18 protein-coding genes are annotated in these 19,183 nt (G+C 69.4%); 13 read left to right on the top strand and 5 right to left on the bottom strand.

What is annotated here, in order from left to right:
* Positions 1-69: 69 nt before the first annotated feature.
* Positions 70-921 (top strand): tRNA (adenine(58)-N(1))-methyltransferase TrmI, encoded by an 852-nt coding sequence (gene trmI, locus ACJ512_RS16710; RefSeq protein ID WP_407686578.1) that lies wholly within the window; start codon positions 70-72, stop codon positions 919-921.
* On the opposite strand, the gene ACJ512_RS16705 is transcribed toward trmI, so the two are convergent.
* Positions 918-1,220: a DUF503 domain-containing protein gene (locus ACJ512_RS16705; protein WP_407686579.1), complete on the bottom strand. Its 303-nt coding sequence runs from the start codon at positions 1,218-1,220 to the stop codon at positions 918-920. The genes trmI and ACJ512_RS16705 overlap by 4 nt on opposite strands.
* 8 nt (positions 1,221-1,228) lie before the next feature.
* Positions 1,229-1,768, bottom strand: a complete 540-nt coding sequence (locus tag ACJ512_RS16700; protein ID WP_407686580.1) for a lipoprotein LppK — start codon at positions 1,766-1,768, stop codon at positions 1,229-1,231.
* A gap of 291 nt (positions 1,769-2,059) precedes the next feature.
* On the opposite strand from ACJ512_RS16700, the gene arc reads away from it, so the two are divergent.
* Positions 2,060-3,889, top strand: coding sequence for a proteasome ATPase (arc, locus tag ACJ512_RS16695; protein ID WP_407686581.1), 1,830 nt, complete (start codon positions 2,060-2,062; stop codon positions 3,887-3,889).
* Between the two features lie 55 nt (positions 3,890-3,944).
* Here arc and ACJ512_RS16690 read toward each other — a convergent pair whose 3' ends face one another.
* Both ACJ512_RS16690 and ACJ512_RS16685 read right to left on the bottom strand, forming a co-directional pair.
* Positions 3,945-4,589: a hypothetical protein gene (locus tag ACJ512_RS16690; protein WP_407686582.1), complete on the bottom strand. Its 645-nt coding sequence runs from the start codon at positions 4,587-4,589 to the stop codon at positions 3,945-3,947.
* 9 nt (positions 4,590-4,598) lie between these two features.
* Positions 4,599-5,786, bottom strand: a complete 1,188-nt coding sequence (locus ACJ512_RS16685; protein ID WP_407686583.1) for a hypothetical protein — start codon at positions 5,784-5,786, stop codon at positions 4,599-4,601.
* Between the two features lie 213 nt (positions 5,787-5,999).
* On the opposite strand from ACJ512_RS16685, the gene dop reads away from it, so the two are divergent.
* The 11 genes from dop to ACJ512_RS16630 all read left to right on the top strand — a co-directional run bounded on the left by dop (position 6,000) and on the right by ACJ512_RS16630 (position 18,194).
* On the top strand, positions 6,000-7,508 hold the full coding sequence (gene dop / locus ACJ512_RS16680; protein WP_407686584.1) for a pup deamidase/depupylase: 1,509 nt from the start codon (positions 6,000-6,002) through the stop codon (positions 7,506-7,508).
* 156 nt (positions 7,509-7,664) lie between these two features.
* Entirely contained in the window at positions 7,665-7,859 is a 195-nt protein-coding gene (locus ACJ512_RS16675; protein ID WP_407686597.1) for a ubiquitin-like protein Pup, read from the top strand.
* Positions 7,856-8,734, top strand: coding sequence for a proteasome subunit beta (prcB, locus tag ACJ512_RS16670; RefSeq protein ID WP_407686585.1), 879 nt, complete (start codon positions 7,856-7,858; stop codon positions 8,732-8,734). Before ACJ512_RS16675 ends, prcB begins: the two co-directional genes overlap by 4 nt.
* Complete coding sequence (prcA, locus tag ACJ512_RS16665) at positions 8,731-9,492, top strand: proteasome subunit alpha (protein WP_407686586.1); 762 nt, start codon at positions 8,731-8,733, stop codon at positions 9,490-9,492. The genes prcB and prcA overlap by 4 nt, the downstream gene beginning before the upstream one ends.
* A 239-nt stretch (positions 9,493-9,731) precedes the next feature.
* The gene (pafA, locus tag ACJ512_RS16660) at positions 9,732-11,090 is read left to right on the top strand and encodes a Pup--protein ligase (RefSeq protein WP_407686587.1); all 1,359 of its coding nucleotides are present in this window, start codon (positions 9,732-9,734) and stop codon (positions 11,088-11,090) included.
* A gap of 56 nt (positions 11,091-11,146) precedes the next feature.
* Positions 11,147-12,154, top strand: a complete 1,008-nt coding sequence (locus ACJ512_RS16655; RefSeq protein WP_407686588.1) for a helix-turn-helix transcriptional regulator — start codon at positions 11,147-11,149, stop codon at positions 12,152-12,154.
* Positions 12,155-12,189: 35 nt separating this feature from the next.
* A complete protein-coding gene (locus tag ACJ512_RS16650; RefSeq protein ID WP_461480131.1) occupies positions 12,190-13,125 on the top strand; it encodes a helix-turn-helix transcriptional regulator in 936 nt (311 codons plus the stop codon).
* Positions 13,126-13,215: 90 nt separating this feature from the next.
* Positions 13,216-13,482: a Sec-independent protein translocase subunit TatA gene (gene tatA / locus ACJ512_RS16645; protein WP_369738789.1), complete on the top strand. Its 267-nt coding sequence runs from the start codon at positions 13,216-13,218 to the stop codon at positions 13,480-13,482.
* 45 nt (positions 13,483-13,527) lie between these two features.
* Positions 13,528-14,484, top strand: a complete 957-nt coding sequence (gene tatC, locus ACJ512_RS16640; protein ID WP_407686590.1) for a twin-arginine translocase subunit TatC — start codon at positions 13,528-13,530, stop codon at positions 14,482-14,484.
* A gap of 93 nt (positions 14,485-14,577) precedes the next feature.
* Complete coding sequence (locus ACJ512_RS16635; RefSeq protein ID WP_407686598.1) at positions 14,578-17,349, top strand: DEAD/DEAH box helicase; 2,772 nt, start codon at positions 14,578-14,580, stop codon at positions 17,347-17,349.
* A 65-nt stretch (positions 17,350-17,414) separates the two neighbouring features.
* Positions 17,415-18,194, top strand: coding sequence for a DUF4333 domain-containing protein (locus ACJ512_RS16630; RefSeq protein WP_407686591.1), 780 nt, complete (start codon positions 17,415-17,417; stop codon positions 18,192-18,194).
* Between the two features lie 6 nt (positions 18,195-18,200).
* Here the strand turns inward: ACJ512_RS16630 and ACJ512_RS16625 are convergent, their stop codons facing one another.
* On the bottom strand, positions 18,201-19,169 hold the full coding sequence (locus ACJ512_RS16625) for a 5'-3' exonuclease (RefSeq protein WP_407686592.1): 969 nt from the start codon (positions 19,167-19,169) through the stop codon (positions 18,201-18,203).
* Positions 19,170-19,183 lie beyond the last annotated feature (14 nt).

Below are 19,183 nucleotides of genomic sequence, written 5' to 3'. Positions count from 1 at the left end.
GCAGCCTAGGACCGGGCGCCGACAACCCCGGGCACCGGCACCGGCGAGTCGGCTGGCACGCTGGACCGCGTGCTTGCCACCGGCCCGTTCACCAGCGGGGAGCGCGTCCAGCTCACCGACGCCAAAGGCCGGCACTACACACTGTCGCTGACGCCCGGCGCCGAGTTCCACACCCACCGCGGCTCGATCGCACACGATGCGCTGATCGGTCTGGAACAGGGCAGCGTCGTCAAATCCAGCAACGGCGCCCTGTTCCTCGTGCTGCGCCCGCTGCTCGTCGACTACGTGATGTCGATGCCCCGCGGGCCGCAGGTGATCTATCCCAAGGACGCCGCCCAGATCGTGCACGAGGGCGACATCTTCCCGGGCGCCCGGGTGTTGGAGGCCGGAGCCGGGTCCGGCGCGCTGACCCTTTCGCTGCTGCGCGCGGTCGGGCCCGACGGGCGGGTGGTCTCCTACGAGCAGCGCGCCGACCACGCCGAGCACGCCCGGCGCAACGTGGCCGATTTCCACGGCGATCCGGGCCGGCCGCCCGCGAACTGGCAGCTGATCGTCGGCGACGTCTGCGACTCCGACTTTCCCGACGGGTCCTTCGACCGCGCGGTCCTCGACATGCTCGCGCCCTGGGAGGTGCTGGACGCGGTGGCGCGGCTGGTGGTCGCCGGCGGGGTCCTGATCGTCTACGTCGCCACGGTGCCCCAGCTGTCGAAGGCGGTGGAGGCGCTGCGGGCGCAGCAGTGCTGGACCGAGCCGCGCGCGTGGGAGACGCTGCAGCGCGGCTGGAACGTCGTCGGCCTGGCCGTGCGGCCGCAACACACGATGCGCGGGCACACCGCGTTCCTGATCTTCACGCGCCGGCTCGCTCCCGGCGCGGTGGCCCCGGCGCCGCTGGGCCGCAAGCGGCCGGGACGCGACGGCTAGCCCGACCAGTCGTCGCTGCGGTGCAGACCCCGTCGCACCGACAGCAGCTCGAACTCGGGATGCGCGGCGACCAGACGTTCGGCCGCGTCGAGGACGTCGACCGCATGGCCGCGGTCGACCGACACCATGGCCACCCCGATGCCGGCCCTGCGATGCAGCTCGGGCGAGCCGGTTTCGGCCGCCGACACGCTGAACTTGCGCTGCAGCTCGGCGACCACCGGGCGGACCACCGACCGCTTCTGTTTGAGTGATCGCACGTCGCCCAGCAGCACGTCGAACTCGAGCCAGCCGATCCACATCCCGCGGATCACCTCGGTGGGGCCGGGGCCGTCGGCGCCGACGACTTGCCCAGGGCCAACAGCATCTCCGCGGTCCGCCGCGACAACTGCCAGCCGTCCTGGGACGGCGTGAACTCCATGGGGAAGGTGAAGTTGCCGTTGTCCGCCTTGGCGGTGTTGACGGTGACGATGGCCTTGACGTTGGAGGGGTTCTTGTCCGACCACGCGATGTCGTTGGCTGCGAAGGTCATCGGCAGATCGCCGTTGTCACGCAGCGCGGTGGTGAACTTGTCCAGGGTCGCCGCATTCTCGGGCGTGGCGCCTTCGATGAGATTCACCTTCTCGGCGGCGGGGACATCGGGGTCGGCGAGCCGGCTCAGCACGTCGGTCAGCGCTCGGGGTGCGGGCAACGGGACCGTCGGGGGAGCGGCCACCGCAGGCGGCGCCGTCGGCGACGTCGGGGCGGCCCGCGAGGACGGCGGCAAGGACACCGTGGGCTTGGCGGGCGAACACGCCGAGAGCCCGAACGCGGCCACGGCGGCCAGCGCAACGCAGAGTTGCCGGCGCATCCAGTCGGTCAGCCCCGGCGCCGCGTGTCCGCGTCGGAGACCGCACCGCCGGATGCAACGGACGTCACACCGGCGGCGCCCGCGCCGGGACCGGCGAGGGCGGCTGGGCCCGTGGCGAGGGGGTTTGTGGTCACGCCTTCCCTTTCGATCCACCCGACTGCACAGCGACGTTACCAGCGGCATCACAGTTTTAACTTTTCGGCGGCATCCGGTTCCGCACATGAAGCGCCAATCGCCGGTAGCGTTGAAGTATCCGCCGCACCAATTCCTGGTGTGGGAAAGGAGCGCAACATGGGTGATTCAGAGCGTTCTGATGCATTCGGTAACCACCGGGGGTCGAACCCGTCCAGCGGCGATGCTGCCGAGTTGGAAGAACTACGGCGCGAGGCGGCGTTGCTTCGCGAGCAACTCGAGCAGGCGGTCGGTTCGCAAGGCGGCGGCCCCACCGCACGCGACGTGCATCAACTCGAGGCCCGTATCGACTCTCTGGCGGCCCGCAACTCCAAGTTGATGGAAACCCTCAAAGAAGCCCGCCAGCAACTGTTGGCGTTGCGCGAGGAGGTCGACCGGCTCGGCCAGCCGCCCAGCGGCTACGGCGTGCTGTTGGGCGCACACGAAGACGACACGGTCGACGTCTTCACGTCGGGCCGCAAGATGCGCTTGACGTGCTCGCCCAACATCGACGCCACGTCGCTGCGGAAGGGCCAGACGGTCCGGCTCAACGAGGCCCTGACCGTCGTCGAGGCCGGCACGTTCGAATCGGTCGGTGAGATCTCGACGTTGCGCGAGGTGCTGGCCGACGGCAGCCGGGCGCTGGTCGTCGGCCACGCCGACGAGGAGCGCATCGTGTGGCTCGCCGAGCCGCTGGTCGCCGAGGACCTGCCGGACGGTGTTCCGGACGCCCTCAACGACGACACCAAGCCCCGCAAGCTGCGCCCCGGTGACTCGCTGCTGGTCGACACCAAGGCCGGCTATGCCTTCGAGCGCATCCCCAAGGCCGAGGTCGAAGACCTGGTCCTGGAGGAGGTGCCCGACGTCAGCTACTCCGACATCGGTGGGTTGACCCGCCAGATCGAGCAGATCCGCGACGCGGTCGAGTTGCCGTTCCTGCACAAGGAGCTCTACCGGGAGTACGCGCTGCGTCCGCCGAAGGGCGTGCTGCTCTACGGCCCGCCCGGCTGCGGTAAGACGCTGATCGCCAAGGCGGTGGCCAACTCGCTGGCCAAGAAGATGGCCGAGGTGCGCGGCGACGACGCCCGCGAGGCCAAGTCGTACTTCCTCAACATCAAGGGCCCGGAGCTGCTCAACAAGTTCGTCGGCGAGACCGAGCGGCACATCCGGCTGATCTTCCAGCGCGCCCGCGAGAAGGCGTCGGAAGGAACGCCGGTGATCGTGTTCTTCGACGAGATGGACTCGATCTTCCGCACCCGCGGCACCGGGGTCTCCTCGGACGTCGAGACCACCGTCGTCCCGCAGCTGCTCAGCGAGATCGACGGTGTGGAGGGGCTGGAGAACGTCATCGTGATCGGCGCCTCCAACCGCGAGGACATGATCGACCCGGCGATCCTGCGGCCCGGCCGCCTCGACGTGAAGATCAAGATCGAGCGGCCCGATGCCGAAGCGGCACAGGACATCTTCTCGAAGTACCTCATCGAGACGTTGCCCGTGCACGCCGACGACCTGGCGGAGTTCGACGGCGACCGAGGGGCCTGCATCAAGGCGATGATCGAGAAGGTCGTCGACCGGATGTACGCCGAGATCGACGACAACCGGTTCCTGGAGGTCACCTACGCCAACGGTGACAAGGAAGTCATGTACTTCAAGGACTTCAACTCCGGGGCGATGATCCAGAACGTCGTCGACAGGGCGAAGAAGAACGCCATCAAGTCGGTGCTCGAAACCGGTCAGCCGGGTCTGCGGATCCAGCACCTGCTCGACTCGATCGTCGACGAGTTCGCCGAGAACGAGGACCTGCCCAACACCACCAACCCCGATGACTGGGCGCGGATCTCCGGCAAGAAGGGCGAGCGGATCGTCTACATCCGCACCCTGGTCACCGGCAAGTCGTCGAGCGCGTCGCGGGCCATCGACACCGAGTCCAACCTGGGCCAGTACTTGTAGCGCCACCGCGACACATAAGCCACGCACACGACACGCCGGGCAGGGTGTTCGTATTTTATGTCTCGGCGAGTGAATAGCTGTTGGTGAGGTCGTCCTGAGTGACCTTGGCCGGCTTGGTCGTGGTGTCGATGCGCAGGGTCTCGGTGAGCACCCGCGGTTGGTAGCTCCAGCCTTCGGGCAGCGTGAGCCGGTCGGCAAGCCCGGGCAGGTCCGTGCGTGACAGGCCCGGATCGGCGACCTGGCTGTAGGTCTGCATGACCCAGCATCGCCCGTCGGGGTCGAGCAGTTCGTAGATCTCCTCGCCGGCGTTGAAGACGAAGACGGTGTTGCGGTCCACCTCGTTGACGCTGTAGGGAGCCGGGTTCATCGACGACATCGCGACCGTGGCTTGGCGGATCATCTCGATCCCGCCGAAGGTCTTCGTCTCCTGCGGCCCCTGCGGCTTCTTTTCGATGGCGTTCATCAGCCAGTAGCGCGGGCCGTTGAGTAGTGCCGCGGCCGCGCCGTGTTCGGTGGCGATGGCCCGGGGATCGAGCGCCAACCACAGCTCGGCGGGGCAGTCGTTGAGCGGGAAGCTGTTGTAGACGGTGGCCTGCGGGCCCGACTCGTCAATCTGGACCAGAAGCACTTCGCCGTAACGCTTCCCGGCCAAGTCGGTCGCATCTTGACCCGCTACGGGGTCGGATTCGGGGGCGGACACACGGTGAAATTAGCCAGTGCGGTGCGAGGCGTCAACAGCGGGCGCGGCCGCGGCGACGGCACCGCGGTAGCGGTTGCGCGCGACCAGGCTGGCGTGCAGATCCTCGATCAGAGGGTCGAGGAAGGTGGACCGGTATTCGCCGTCGCCGACCGCACGGGCGCCGATGTACATGAACGCCAGCGCGACGAGGAACAGGCAGGTGTTGATCAGCGCCTGCGGTACCGGGACCGTCATCGTCAGCAGCGTCCCGTGGGTCGAACCCTTGCTGTGGGTCCATTCGGCGAGCAGGGGTTCGCTGAGCAGGATCAGGCCGAGAACGAAGAAGATCGTGGCGATGACCGCGGCCACCACCAGGATCTGCACCAGCTGCGAGGTGGCGAGCACGAACACGACGTTGAGGCGTTCGGCCCTGGTCAGGCGGGGGCTGACCGGCGGGTCCGGCATATCCGCAAAGGGCGTGTCGGCCAGCCGTTCGCAATCGTGGGGCGGGGCGGCAGTCGCCCGCAGCATCGGCCGGACCCGTTCCAGGCTCCCCGACACGACGAACGCCGCCGCGATGGCGACGAGAAACGCCAGCGCCAGCCAGAGCCGCTGCTGGCTGATCGTCGCCGCCATGAGCCAGACATAGGGGTTGAGGAATACCAGGACGGTCAGCAACACGACGGGCAGGGCTCGCACCGCCATGGAGCCGACTGCCGCGAGGTGCGACAACGTCATCCGCACCGCCCAGGCGAACACCGCCCCGACGCCGGAGGCGGTCAAGAGCAGCACCAGAGCCACCAGGGCGGCGATCCGCAGCACGTGAATCGGGCCGGTTTCGATGGTTCCGGTCATGGTCGCGAAGGCCACCGCGATGGCCGCGACGACCGTGCGGCTGCGGGTGCCCGACAACCGGGACACCAGCCAGCCGGCGACGGCGGCCAGCGGCAACATTGCCGCCAGAATGGCCAGCAGTCCCCATTCGACGGCCGTCGGGTTTCCGACGATGTCGACGTTGCGGTCGCCGGTGATCACCCAGATCGCGAGCTCGCAGCCCTCGGTCGTCGCGTAGGCCGCCAACACGGGCGCCGACCGGGGCCAGAGCCGCCGCCCCCGCGCCCGCGGTGTCAGCACCAGCGGCAGGCCGCGCGCCAGGAACCAACTCTCGGCCGCGTCACCCGCCGACGGTCCGGCCGGCGGACGGCGGCGAGGGCCCATGACGGCTCACCCTACGGCCGGGGCGCTTCGCGCGCTGGCGATATCGCCGCGTCCGGGTCGATGACCGAGCGCGGGCGTGGTCTTCGCCGCCGACTCCTCACGCCCCGCTTCGCGGGCCGCTCGGGTGTCTAGGGTCGTCGGGTTGGGTTGGATCGCCCGACTCCTCACGCCCCGCTTCGCGGGCCGCTTCGTCGTCGGGCCTAGGCTTATGGCATGCAACGGATTATCGGGACGGAGGTCGAGTACGGTATCTCGTCGCCGTCGGACCCGACCGCCAACCCGATCCTCACCTCGACACAGGCGGTGTTGGCCTACGCGGCGGCCGCCGGCATTCAGCGCGCCAAACGCACCCGCTGGGACTACGAGGTCGAGTCGCCGCTGCGCGACGCCCGCGGCTTCGATCTGAGTAGGTCGACGGGTCCGCCGCCGGTGGTCGACGCCGACGAGGTCGGCGCGGCCAACATGATCCTCACCAACGGGGCGCGGCTCTACGTCGACCACGCCCACCCGGAGTACTCCGCGCCCGAGTGCACCGACCCCCTGGACGCCGTGATCTGGGACAAGGCCGGCGAGCGTGTGATGGAAGCCGCCGCCCGCCACGTCGCCAGCGTGCCGGGCGCCGCGAAACTGCAGCTCTACAAGAACAACGTCGACGGCAAAGGCGCCTCCTACGGGGCGCACGAGAACTACCTGATGAGCCGGCAGACGCCGTTCTCGGCGATCATCGCCGGCCTGACCCCGTTTCTGGTGTCGCGCCAGGTGGTGACCGGCTCCGGTCGGGTGGGCATCGGCCCCTCTGGTGACGAGCCGGGCTTCCAGCTGTCGCAGCGTTCCGATTACATCGAGGTCGAGGTCGGGCTGGAGACCACGCTCAAGCGCGGGATCATCAACACCCGCGACGAGCCGCACGCCGACGCCGACAGGTACCGCCGGTTGCACGTGATCATCGGCGACGCCAATCTCGCGGAGACCTCGACCTACCTCAAGCTGGGCACCACCGCGCTCGTGCTCGACTTGATCGAAGAGGGCCCCGCCCACGGAATAGACCTCAGCGACCTGACCCTGGCCCGGCCGGTGCACGCGGTCCACGCCATCAGCCGCGATCCCGGCCTGCGAGCCACCGTCGCGCTGGCCGACGGTCGTGAACTGACCGGCCTTGCGCTACAGCGGGTTTACCTGGACCGGGTGGCAAAACTGGTCGACAGCCGCGACCCCGACCCGCGCGCGTCCGACGTCGTGGAGACCTGGGCGCACGTGCTCGACCAGCTCGAACGCGACCCCATGGACTGCGCCGAGGTGCTCGACTGGCCGGCCAAACTGCGACTGCTGGAAGGTTTTCGGCAGCGGGAGAACCTGAGCTGGTCGGCGCCGCGGCTGCACCTGGTGGATCTGCAATATTCCGACGTCCGGCTGGACAAGGGCCTGTACAACCGGCTGGTGGCGCGCGGATCCATGAAACGCCTGGTCAGCGAACAACAGGTGCTCAACGCCGTCGACAGTCCGCCCACGGACACCCGTGCCTACTTTCGCGGCGAATGCCTGCGCAGATTCGGTGCCGACATCGCGGCGGCAAGCTGGGACTCGGTCATATTCGATCTGGGCGGCGATTCGCTGGTCCGCATCCCCACCCTGGAACCGCTGCGGGGCAGCAAAGCGCACGTCGGGGCGCTGCTGGATTCGGTGGACAGCGCGGCCGAACTGGTCCAGCAGCTGACCAGCTGATATCCGGTGATCGATTGTTTGCGGGCCTGCGAAGCGCGACGGGCAGCGCGGGCCCGACAATACTGGTGTGGAGCCGGGAAACGTCGGAGTGGAACGGTAGGGTAGAGAAATACCAGCAGGCGCGTGACGCGGCTGTTAATCATGCAGGAGGCGGCGATGGCGCAGGAGCAGACCAAGCGTGGCGGTGGCGGCGGCGATGACGACGACATCACCGACACCGCGGCCGCGGGCCAGGAGCGCCGCGAGAAATTAGCCGAAGACACCGACGATCTGCTCGACGAGATTGACGACGTCCTCGAGGAGAACGCGGAGGACTTCGTCCGCGCGTACGTGCAGAAGGGTGGACAGTGACCTGGCAGTTTTCCGACCGCCTGCCCACTAACCCCGCGCTTTCCGAAGCCTCAGCCGTCGATTTGTCCTCGTTTGCCGATCTGCTGCGCCGCCAGGCGCCGGAGCTGCTGCCGGCCAGCCTGGGGGCCGGCGCTCAGGCCGGTGGGCAACTCGCCCACGGCACCACCATCGTCGCGCTGAAGTACCCCGGCGGCGTCGTCATCGCCGGTGACCGGCGCTCCACGCAGGGCAACATGATCGCGGGCCGCGACGTCAACAAGGTGTACATCACCGACGACTACACCGCGACCGGGATCGCCGGCACCGCCGCGATCGCCGTCGAGTTCGCCCGGCTGTACGCGGTCGAACTCGAGCATTACGAGAAGCTCGAGGGTGTGCCGCTGACGTTCCCCGGCAAGGTCAACCGGCTGGCCACCATGGTGCGCGGCAATCTGGGGGCCGCGATGCAGGGCCTCGTGGCGCTGCCGTTGCTGGCGGGTTATGACATCAACGCCGCGGACCCCCAGAAGGCGGGCCGGATCGTGTCGTTCGACGCCGCCGGCGGCTGGAACATGGAGGAAGAGGGCTACCAGTCGGTGGGATCGGGGTCGGTCTTCGCCAAGTCGTCGATGAAGAAGTTGTACGCGCAGGTGACCGATGCCGACTCCGCCCTGCGGGTGGCCATCGAGGCGCTCTACGATGCCGCCGACGACGACTCCGCCACCGGCGGCCCGGACCTGGTGCGGGGGATCTACCCCACGGCGGCCACCATCGGTGCCGAGGGCGCGGTCGAGGTGCCCGAAGAGCGCATCGCCGAACTGGCGCGTGAGGTCATCGAGAGTCGTTCGCGCGCCGACACCTTCGGCCCGGAGGCAGACCTGTGGGGAGAGTCATGAGCTTCCCGTATTTCATCTCGCCCGAGCAGGCGATGCGCGAGCGCAGCGAGCTCGCGCGCAAGGGAATCGCGCGCGGCCGCAGCGTGGTGGCGCTGACCTACGCCGACGGCGTGCTTTTCGTCGCCGACAATCCCTCGCGGCTGCTGCAGAAGATCAGCGAACTGTACGACCGGGTCGGTTTCGCGGCCGCGGGCAAGTTCAACGAGTTCGACAACCTGCGCCGTGGCGGCATCCAGTTCGCCGACACCCGCGGTTACGCCTACGCCCGCCGCGACGTCACCGGCCGCCAGTTGGCCAACGTCTACGCGCAGACGCTGGGCACGATCTTCACCGAGCAGGCCAAACCGTACGAGGTCGAGTTGTGTGTGGCCGAGGTCGCCCACCTCGGTGAGACCAAGCCGCCCGAGCTGTACCGGGTCACCTACGACGGCTCGATCGCCGACGAGCCGTACTTCGTCGTGATGGGTGGCACCACCGAGCCGGTCACCACCGCACTGAAGCAGTCCTACGCCGAGAACGCCGAGCTTCCCGACGCGGTGCGGATCGCCGTGAACGCGCTGCGGGCGGGCAGTGCCGAGACGTCGGGCAACGATCAGTCCTCCCTCGCAGTGGCCGGCCTCGAGGTCGCGGTCCTGGACGCCAACCGGCCGCGCCGCGCTTTCCGGCGGATCACCGGACCCGCGCTGGACGCGCTCCTACCGCAATCCGACAACGGTTCCGCGGACGGGGACTCGGGCGGCGCCGAGCCGTCGAAATAGCTCCGGCAGACGCGGCCGGGTGATGTTCGAGGGTGCCGTCGACGAGTCCCTGGCCGAATTCCGCGTGGTGGCACGGTAATCGGCGGTCCGGCCCCGCATTCGGCGTGGGTTGACCGGTGGCCGCGCACCTGTGCGGCGGGAACGGCGCCGCGACTGCTTCACCCGTCAAGGTCGGCAAAAACGTCACTTGCCGCCGCGCTTTCGCACCAGTGGCGCCCGCACCCAGTACGCTCGGTAAGGTGCAGCGGCGAATCATGGGCATCGAGACCGAGTTCGGTGTCACCTGCACCTTTCACGGCCACCGCCGGCTGTCCCCGGACGAGGTGGCCCGCTACCTCTTCCGCCGGGTGGTGTCGTGGGGGCGCAGCTCCAATGTTTTCTTGCGCAACGGCGCCCGTCTGTATCTCGACGTGGGCAGCCATCCCGAATACGCGACCGCGGAATGCGACAGCCTGGTGCAGTTGGTCACCCACGACCGGGCCGGCGAATGGGTGCTGGAAGACCTGCTGGTCGACGCCGAGCAGCGGCTCGCCGACGAGGGCATCGGCGGCGACATCTACCTGTTCAAGAACAACACCGACTCGGCCGGCAACTCCTACGGCTGCCACGAGAACTACCTGATCGTGCGGGCCGGCGAGTTCTCCCGGATCTCCGACGTGCTGCTGCCGTTCCTGGTCACGCGCCAGCTGATCTGCGGGGCCGGCAAAGTGCTGCAGACCCCCAAGGCGGCGACGTTCTGTCTCTCCCAGCGTGCCGAGCACATCTGGGAGGGTGTCTCGTCGGCCACCACGCGCAGCCGGCCGATCATCAACACGCGCGACGAGCCGCACGCCGATGCCGAGAAGTACCGCCGGCTGCACGTCATCGTGGGCGACTCGAACATGTGCGAAACCACCACCATGCTCAAGGTGGGCACCGCGGCCCTGGTGCTGGAGATGATCGAGGCCGGCGTTCCCTTCCGCGACTTCTCGCTGGACAACCCCATCCGGGCCATCCGCGAGGTCAGCCACGACACCACCGGGCGGCGGCCGGTCCGGCTGGCGGGTGGCCGTCAGGCCAGCGCGCTGGACATCCAGCGCGAGTACTACGCCCGCGCCGTCGAGCACCTGCAGACCCGGGAACCGAACGCCCAGGTCGAGCAGATCGTCGACCTGTGGGGCCGCCAACTCGATGCCGTCGAGAGCCAGGACTTCGCCAAGGTGGACACCGAGATCGACTGGGTGATCAAGCGCAAGCTGTTCCAGCGCTACCAGGACCGCTACAACATGGAGCTGTCCGACCCCAAGATCGCCCAGCTGGACCTGGCCTACCACGACATCAAGCGCGGCCGCGGTGTGTTCGATCTGCTGCAGCGCAAGGGCCTGGCCGCGCGCGTGACCACCGACGAGGACATCGCCGACGCCGTCGAGAACCCGCCGCAGACCACCCGCGCCCGGCTGCGCGGCGAGTTCATCAGCGCCGCACAGGCCGCGGGCCGCGACTTCACCGTCGACTGGGTGCACCTCAAGCTCAACGATCAGGCGCAGCGCACGGTGCTGTGCAAGGACCCGTTCCGGGCGGTCGACGAGCGGGTCAAGCGGCTCATCGCGAGCATGTAGCGAGTCTGCTGCGTGGCGGGAGACGCCGGCCGCGCGAACGCTTTAGGCTCGGGCGAATGGCGACCTCGAAAGTCGAGCGGCTGATGAACCTCGTCATCGCTTTGCTGTCCACCCGCGGCTACATCACCGCGGAGAAGATCAGGTCCAGCGTGGCGGGTTACACCGACAGCCCCAGCGTCGAGGCGTTCTCCCGGATGTTCGAGCGGGACAAGAACGAGCTGCGGGACCTGGGCATCCCCCTGGAGGTCGGCCGGGTCTCGGCCCTGGATCCCGCGGAGGGGTACCGGATCAACCGGGACGCCTACGCGTTGCCGCCGGTGCAGCTGACCCCGGACGAGGCGGCCGCCGTCGCGGTCGCCACGCAGCTGTGGGAGTCGCCGGAGATGGTCACCGCCACGCAGGGCGCGCTGCTCAAGTTGCGCGCCGCCGGGGTCGACGTGGATCCGGATGCCCCGGTGGCCATCGCCTCGCCGGCGGGGGTGCCGAGTCTGCGCGGTTCGGAGGATGTTCTCGGCGTGCTGCTGTCGGCGATCGAATCGGGGCAGGCGGTGCGGTTCGTGCATCGCCCGTCGCGGGCCGAGCCCTACACCACGCGCACCGTCGAACCGTGGGGCGTGGTGACGGAGAAGGGCCGCTGGTACCTGGTCGGGCACGACCGCGACCGCGACGACACGCGCATCTTCCGGCTGTCGCGCATCGGGGCCGAGGTCACGCCGATCGGACCGCGCGGTGCGATCACCGTGCCCGCCGGCGTGGACCTGCGCGGCATCGTGGCCGAGAAAATCGCCCGCGCCGGAGCGGAGGTCCCGACGGGCGAGCTGGCCCGGGTGTGGGTCGCCGACGGCCGGGCCACCGCGCTGCGGCGGGCGGGGAAGTCGGTGGGCGCGCGTCGGCTGGGCGACCGCGACGGCGAGGTGATCGAGATGGACATCGGATCCACCGAGCGCCTGGCGCGCGACGTCGCCGGATACGGGCCCGACGCCGTCGTGCTGGAGCCGCAGTCCCTGCGCGACGACGTGCTGGACAGGTTGCGCGCCCACGCGGGCGGGGAGGCAGGCCGGTGACACCCGTGTCCGCCCGGCTCGTCCGGCTGCTCAACATGGTGCCGTATTTCCAGGCCAACCCGCGGATCACCCGGGCCGAGGCCGCGGCCGGCCTGGGCGTGTCCGACAAGCAGCTGGAGGAGGACCTCAACCAGCTGTGGATGTGCGGTCTGCCCGGCTACTACCCGGGTGACCTCATCGACTTCGAGTTCTCCGGCGACACCATCGAGGTGACGTTCTCGGCGGGCATCGACCGGCCGCTCAAGCTCACCTCGCCCGAGGCGACCGGCCTGTTGGTGGCGCTGCGGGCACTGGCCGACATTCCGGGCGTCGTCGATCCCGAGGCGGCGCGCAGCGCGATCGCCAAGATCGAGGCCGCCGCCGGAGCCGTCGGGCACCAGGGCCCGGGGCCGGCGGCGGCCGCCGGCGAGCCGGCGCCGGCCGAGAGTCGCGTCGCGGCGGTGGTGCGCACGGCGCTGCAGGACCAGCACGCGCTGGTCCTCGATTACTACTCGGCCTCACGCGACACCCTGAGCAGCCGTGTCGTTGACCCCATCCGGGTCCTGCTGATCGGCGGCCACAGCTACCTGGAGGCGTGGTCGCGGGACGCGGAAGGGGTCCGGCTGTTTCGCTTCGACCGGATCGTGGACGCGCACCAGCTGGATGAACCGGCCGCTCCGCCCGAACCGGCGCGGCAGGCGCCGCCGGACACGTCGCTGTTCGACGGCGACCCGGCACTGCCGTCGGCCAGGCTGCGGGTGGCGCCCTCGGCGTCGTGGATGTTCGAGTACTACCCGATGCGGGAGGTCCGCGAGCTGGACGACGGATCGTGCGAGGCCGTGATGACGTACGCCTCGGACGAGTGGATGACGCGCCTGGTGCTGGGCTTCGGGCCGGCCGTCCGGGTGCTCGAACCGGAATCGCTGGCGCGGCGGGTGCGGCACGCCGCGGCGGCGGCGCTCGAGCTCTACGGGGGTCAAGATCAGACGTGACCGGTTCGGCCCCTACCACGCCGGGCTGCGGAGCCACCGGCATCGCGCCACCCTGCGGTAGCATCGGGTGGACGTCTGGAGGTAATGAACGTGGGCAGTCTTAGTCCGTGGCACTGGGCGATCCTCGCTGTCGTCGTGATCGTCCTGTTCGGTGCCAAGAAACTCCCCGATGCGGCACGCTCGCTGGGCAAGTCGATGCGCATCTTCAAATCCGAGATCCGTGAAATGCAGAGCGAGAGCAAATCGGAGGCGTCCGCGATCGACACGTCGTCGGCGAACCCCACTCCCGTGCAGGCGCAGCGAGTCGACCCTCCCGCGGCCACCGAGCAGGGTCACACTGAAGCACGCCCGGCATAGCGCGGCAGCATCTCCGTGGTGCCCGGTCACCACTGACCCGGCGTCGTGAACGTCTCCAAAGTTTCAGCGCGCACCGCCGCCGCGCTGAAGCGGCTCAATCCCCGTAACCGGCGCAGCCGCACCAATCCCGACGCGACGATGTCGCTGGTCGAGCACCTGACCGAGTTGCGCACCCGGCTGCTGCTCTCGCTGGCCGCGATCCTGATCACCACGATCTTCGGGTTCGTCTGGTACTCGCATCCGATCTTCGGGATGGAAAGCCTGGGCGAGTGGCTGCGCCATCCCTACTGTTCCCTGCCGGCGTCGGCGCGGGCGTCCATCAGCGCCGACGGGCAGTGCCGGCTGCTGGCCACCGCACCGTTCGACCAGTTCATGCTGCGGCTCAAGGTCGGGTTGACGGCCGGGGCGGTGCTGGCCTGCCCGGTGTGGCTGTACCAGCTCTGGGCGTTCATCACGCCGGGGCTGTACCGCAACGAGCGCCGTTTCGCGATCGGGTTCGTCGTCCCCGCCGCGGTGCTGTTCGCCGGCGGGGCCGTGCTGGCCTACTTCGTACTGTCCAAGGCGCTGGGCTTCCTGCTGACCGTGGGCAGCGACGTGCAGGTGACCGCGCTGTCCGGGGACCGGTACTTCGGCTTCCTGATCAACCTGCTGGTCGTTTTCGGGGTCAGCTTCGAATTCCCTCTGCTGATCGTCATGCTCAACATGGCCGGGTTGCTGACCTACCAGCGGCTCAAGGCCTGGCGGCGCGGCCTGATCTTCGGGATGTTCGTGTTCGCGGCGGTGTTCACGCCCGGCTCCGACCCGTTCTCGATGACGGCACTGGGCGTCGCGTTGTCGGTGCTTCTCGAGTTCGCCATCCAGATCGCCCGGCTGCACGACAAGCGCAAGTCCAGACGCGAAGCGCAGGCCGAGATCCCCGACGACGTGGCCTCGGTCATCGAGCGGCCCAGCCCGGTGCCCGAGCCGTCGTTCACCACCGGGCAGCACGACGATGTCACCTAGCCCGGCTTCCAGGCGCGAGCGCGCGTGTCTGCACAGCGACACGCCGCCAGGGACGACATTTTGCGTACCCTCGCGGCGCGCAAGGGCGGCCGCGTGACCGAGCTGGCCGAGCTGACGCGGTTCGTCACCGAGCTGCCGTTTGCCCTCGACGGCTTTCAGCGGCGGGCCTGCGAGGCGCTGGAACGGGGCCACGGTGTGCTGGTCTGCGCGCCGACCGGCGCCGGCAAGACGGTGGTCGGCGAATTCGCCGTGCACCTGGCGCTGGCGGCCGGCGGCAAGTGCTTCTACACCACGCCCCTCAAGGCGCTGAGCAACCAGAAGCACACCGACCTGACGGCGCGCTACGGTCGCGACCGCATCGGCCTGCTGACCGGCGACCTGTCGGTCAACGCCGATGCGCCGGTGGTGGTCATGACCACCGAAGTGCTGCGCAACATGCTCTACGCCAATTCCCCTGCCCTGCATGGGCTTTCCCATGTGGTGATGGACGAGGTGCACTTCCTCGCCGACCGGATGCGCGGTCCGGTGTGGGAGGAGGTCATCCTGCACCTGCCCGACGAGGTGCGCCTGGTCAGCCTGTCGGCGACGGTGAGCAACGCCGAGGAGTTCGGTGGCTGGATCCAGACCGTGCGGGGCGACACGACGGTGGTCGTCGACGAGCACCGGCCGGTGCCGCTGTGGCAACACGTGCTGGTGGGCAAACGGCTCTACGACCTGTTCGACTACCGCGGTTCCGAGGCCGGCCCGCCCCAGGACGGCAACCGCGAGCCGCGCGTCAACCCGGACCTGCTGCGCCACATCGCACACCGCCGCGAGGCGGACCGGATGTCGGACTGGCGAGGTCCCCGCCGGCACGGTTCCGGACGCCCGGGTGGCAGGCCGCGGTTCTACCGCCCGCCCGCCCGGCCCGACGTGATCGCGACCCTGGACTCCGAGGGCCTGCTACCGGCGATCACGTTCGTGTTCTCCCGGGCGGGTTGTGACGCCGCGGTCCACCAGTGCCTGCGCTCGCCGCTGCAGCTGACCACCCAGGAGGAGCGCGCGCAGATCGCCGAGGTGATCGACCACCGGTGCGGCGACCTCGCCGACGCCGACCTGGAGGTGCTCGGCTACTACGAGTGGCGCGAGGGCCTGCTGCGCGGCCTGGCGGCCCACCACGCCGGCATGCTGCCGGCGTTCCGGCACACCGTCGAGGACCTGTTCGCCGCCGGGCTGGTCAAGGCGGTGTTCGCCACCGAGACGCTGGCGCTGGGCATCAACATGCCCGCCCGCACGGTGGTGCTGGAGCGGCTGGTGAAGTTCAACGGCGAGCAGCACCTGCCGCTGACACCGGGGGAGTACACGCAGCTGACCGGGCGCGCCGGCAGGCGCGGCATCGACGTCGAGGGCCATGCGGTGGTGCTCTGGCAGCCCAGCGAGGAGACCACCGAACCGTCGGCGGTGGCCGGCCTGGCGTCGACCCGCACCTTCCCGCTGCGCAGTTCGTTCGCGCCGTCCTACAACATGACGATCAACCTGGTCCAGCACATGGGCCCGGAACAGGCGCACCAGCTGCTCGAGCAGTCCTTTGCCCAGTACCAGGCCGACCGATCGGTCGTCGGCCTGGTCCGTGGCATCGAGCGGGGCACCAAGATGCTCGACGAGATCGCCGCCGAACTGGGTGGGCCGAAGGCGCCGGTCCTGGACTACGCCCGGCTGCGCGCACGGATCACCGAATTGGAGCGCGCGCAATCGCGCGCCTCCCGGCTGCAACGCCGGCAGGCGGCCAGCGACGCGCTGGCCGCGCTGCGCAAAGGCGACATCATCAACATCACCCACGGCCGACGCGGCGGGCTTGCGGTGGTGCTCGAGTCGGCCCGCGACAGCGACGATCCGCGGCCCCTGGTGCTGACCGAACACCGGTGGGCGGGCCGGATCTCCTCGGCGGACTATTCGGGTGCGCCGGGTCCGCTCGGGTCGATGTCCTTGCCGAAGCACGTCGAACACCGCCAGCCGCGCGTGCGGCGCGATCTGGCATCGGCGCTGCGTTCGGCCGTGGCCGGACTGGCCGTCCCGTCGCGGCGCCGTGGCGGCGGTGACGGCGATGGCGAGTTCCACGATCCGGAGCTGGCGGAGTTGCGGGCGCAGCTGCGCCGGCATCCGTCGCACAACAGTCCCGGCCTGGAAGCGCAGGTTCGTCAGGCGGAGCGCTACCTGCGCATCGAACGGGACAACGCGCAGCTGGAGAAGAAGGTGGCCGCGGCCACCAATTCGCTGGCGCGCACCTTCGACCGGATCGTCGGGTTGCTCACCGAGCGTGGCTTCATCGAGGGCCCGGCCGCCGATCCTCACGTCACCGACCACGGCCGGCTGCTGGCCCGCATCTACAGCGAGAGCGACCTGCTGGTGGCCGAATGCCTGCGTACCGACGCGTGGGCGGGATTGAAGCCCGCCGAGTTGGCGGCGGTGGTCTCCGCGGTGCTCTACGAGACCCGGGGCGGCGACGGGTCCGGCTCCGTGTCCGCCGCGGAGGTGCCGACCCAGCGGTTGCGGCAGGCGCTGCAGCAGACGTCCCGGATGTCGACCGCGCTGCGCGCCGACGAGCAGGCCCACCGCATCGCCCCGAGCCGCGAGCCCGACGACGGCTTCGTCAACGTCATCTATCGCTGGGCGCGGACCGGCGATCTGACGGCGGCGCTGGCCGCCGCGGACGTCACGGGCACCGGTTCGCCGTTGCTGGCGGGAGACTTCGTGCGCTGGTGCCGGCAGGTGCTCGACCTGCTCGACCAGGTGCGCAACGCGGCCCTCGATCCTGAGCTGCGGGCGGCCGCCAAGCGGGCCATCAACGACGTTCGGCGCGGCGTCGTCGCTGTTGACGCCGGGTAGGCTGTGCCGAAGCTACGGTGAGACCGTAACGAGAAGCCAAGACGTCAAGGGGCTGAGGAGAAACGATGAGCGGACCGCAGGGATCCGAGCCGGACCAGCAGTGGCAACCGCCCGGTCACAGTGGCGACCAGTCCTCGGAACCGGCCCAGGAAGGATCGCCCTGGCAGCAGCAGCCGAACCAGGATGCGGGGTGGCAGACACCGGCCTACACGCCGCCCCCCGGGTATTCGCCGTACCAGCAGCAGGGGGAGCAGGCCTACCCGCAGCAGCAGTACCCGCAGCAGCCCGGCTATGGACAGCCGGAGCAGCAGTACGGTGGGCAAACCCCCCAGTACGGTCAATACGGCCAGCCGACTCAGTACGGTCAGTACGGCCAGCCGGGCCAGTACGCCCAGCCGGGCCAGTACGGCCAGCCCGGTCAGTACGCCCAGCCGGGTCAGTACGGTCAGTACGGCCAGCCGGGCCAGTATCCGCAGCAGTTCCCGCCCTATGAGCAACCGGGCAAGAAGCGCTCGACCACGCTGATCGTCGGGGTGGTCGGCGTGATCGCCTTTCTGCTCATCGCCGCCGTGCTGGTGCTCGGCTTCTGGGAGCCCGGCTTTTTCGTCACCACCAAGCTGGACATCAAAAAGGCCCAGACCGGCGTCCAACAGATCCTGTCGGATGAGACCAACGGCTACGGCGCCCGCAACGTCAAAGACGTCAAGTGCAACAACGGCGCCGACCCGACCGTCAAGAAGGGTGCCAGCTTCGATTGCAGCGTGAGCATCGACGGCGCGCAGAAGCACGTGACGGTGACCTTCCAGGACAACAAGGGCACCTACGAGGTCGGCCGGCCCCAGTAGGGGCGGTCAACCCGGCAGCGCGTCGAGCGCCTTCTGCAGCCGCGCGATCGACGAGCCGACACCCAGCTCGGTGGCCAGTTCGGCGGTGCGCTGCGGGTCGGCGGCCGTCAGGGGCAGCGCGTCGGTCGGAGTCGACAGGGTGAACGGCGCGTCGGTGGCCACCCGTACCACCGGTTGGGCGGCCTCGATGTAGTCGGCGGCGGCCAGCAGTTTCGCGCGAAGCCCCTTGGCCATCTTCGATTTCGGGTCGTCGGCGGCGGCGACGATCTGCTGCAGCGAGCCGTACTGTGCCAGCAGCGTCGCCGCCGTCTTCTCGCCGATGCCCGGCACGCCGGGCAGACCGTCGGACGGATCGCCGCGCAACAATGCCAGCTCGGCATAGGCCGCCCCGGCCCGCCGCGCCGGCACCCCGTAGTGGTCGGACACCTCGGCGGGGCCGAACAGGGTCGCGTTGGTCAGCCCGCGGCCCAGGTAGAGCACCCGCACCGGCACCGGGTCGTCGGTGACCACCTGCAGCAGGTCGCGGTCGCCGCTGACCACGACGACCGGGTCGTCGCGTTCCCGCGCCGCCAGCGTGCCCAGCACGTCGTCTGCCTCGAATCCGACCGCACCGGCCATCGGGATCCCGAACGCGTCGAGCAGGTCGGTGATCATGTCGACCTGCGGGGTCAGATCGTCCGGGACTTCCTCGACGTCGGGTTGGCCCTCGGGTTCCGGCCCGCCGACTTCCTGAGCCACCCGGTGCGCCTTGTAGGACGGGATCAGGTCCACCCGGAACTGCGGCCGCCAATCCAGGTCCAGGCACACCGCCAGCCGGCCGGGCCGCTGCCGGGTGATCACCACGGCCATGGAGTCGATGAAGCCGCGGACGGCGTTGACCGGCCGGCCGTCGGGAGCGGTGATCGAGGAGGGCACGCCGAAGTACGAGCGGAACCACATGCTGGCGCCGTCGAGCAGCAACAGTGGTGATCGCATGCCGGGTATGGTCT

This window comes from Mycobacterium cajalii (assembly GCF_045809005.2).
Lineage (GTDB): Bacteria > Actinomycetota > Actinomycetes > Mycobacteriales > Mycobacteriaceae > Mycobacterium.
The sequence above is the reverse complement of the archived record's forward strand: the minus strand, read 5'-3'. Positions and strand labels throughout refer to the sequence as shown.

Bases quoted from the DNA above. Each gene is read 5' to 3' on its own strand.
- ACJ512_RS16705 (WP_407686579.1), bottom strand. From the start codon at position 1,220: ATGTGGATCGGCTGGCTCGAGTTCGACGTGCTGCTGGGCGACGTGCGA.
- ACJ512_RS16700 (WP_407686580.1), bottom strand. From the start codon at position 1,768: ATGCGCCGGCAACTCTGCGTTGCGCTGGCCGCCGTGGCCGCGTTCGGG.
- arc (WP_407686581.1), top strand. From the start codon at position 2,060: ATGGGTGATTCAGAGCGTTCTGATGCATTCGGTAACCACCGGGGGTCG.
- ACJ512_RS16685 (WP_407686583.1), bottom strand. From the start codon at position 5,786: ATGGGCCCTCGCCGCCGTCCGCCGGCCGGACCGTCGGCGGGTGACGCG.
- dop (WP_407686584.1), top strand. From the start codon at position 6,000: ATGCAACGGATTATCGGGACGGAGGTCGAGTACGGTATCTCGTCGCCG.
- ACJ512_RS16675 (WP_407686597.1), top strand. From the start codon at position 7,665: ATGGCGCAGGAGCAGACCAAGCGTGGCGGTGGCGGCGGCGATGACGAC.
- prcA (WP_407686586.1), top strand. From the start codon at position 8,731: ATGAGCTTCCCGTATTTCATCTCGCCCGAGCAGGCGATGCGCGAGCGC.
- ACJ512_RS16655 (WP_407686588.1), top strand. From the start codon at position 11,147: ATGGCGACCTCGAAAGTCGAGCGGCTGATGAACCTCGTCATCGCTTTG.
- ACJ512_RS16650 (WP_461480131.1), top strand. From the start codon at position 12,190: ATGGTGCCGTATTTCCAGGCCAACCCGCGGATCACCCGGGCCGAGGCC.
- ACJ512_RS16630 (WP_407686591.1), top strand. From the start codon at position 17,415: ATGAGCGGACCGCAGGGATCCGAGCCGGACCAGCAGTGGCAACCGCCC.
- ACJ512_RS16625 (WP_407686592.1), bottom strand. From the start codon at position 19,169: ATGCGATCACCACTGTTGCTGCTCGACGGCGCCAGCATGTGGTTCCGC.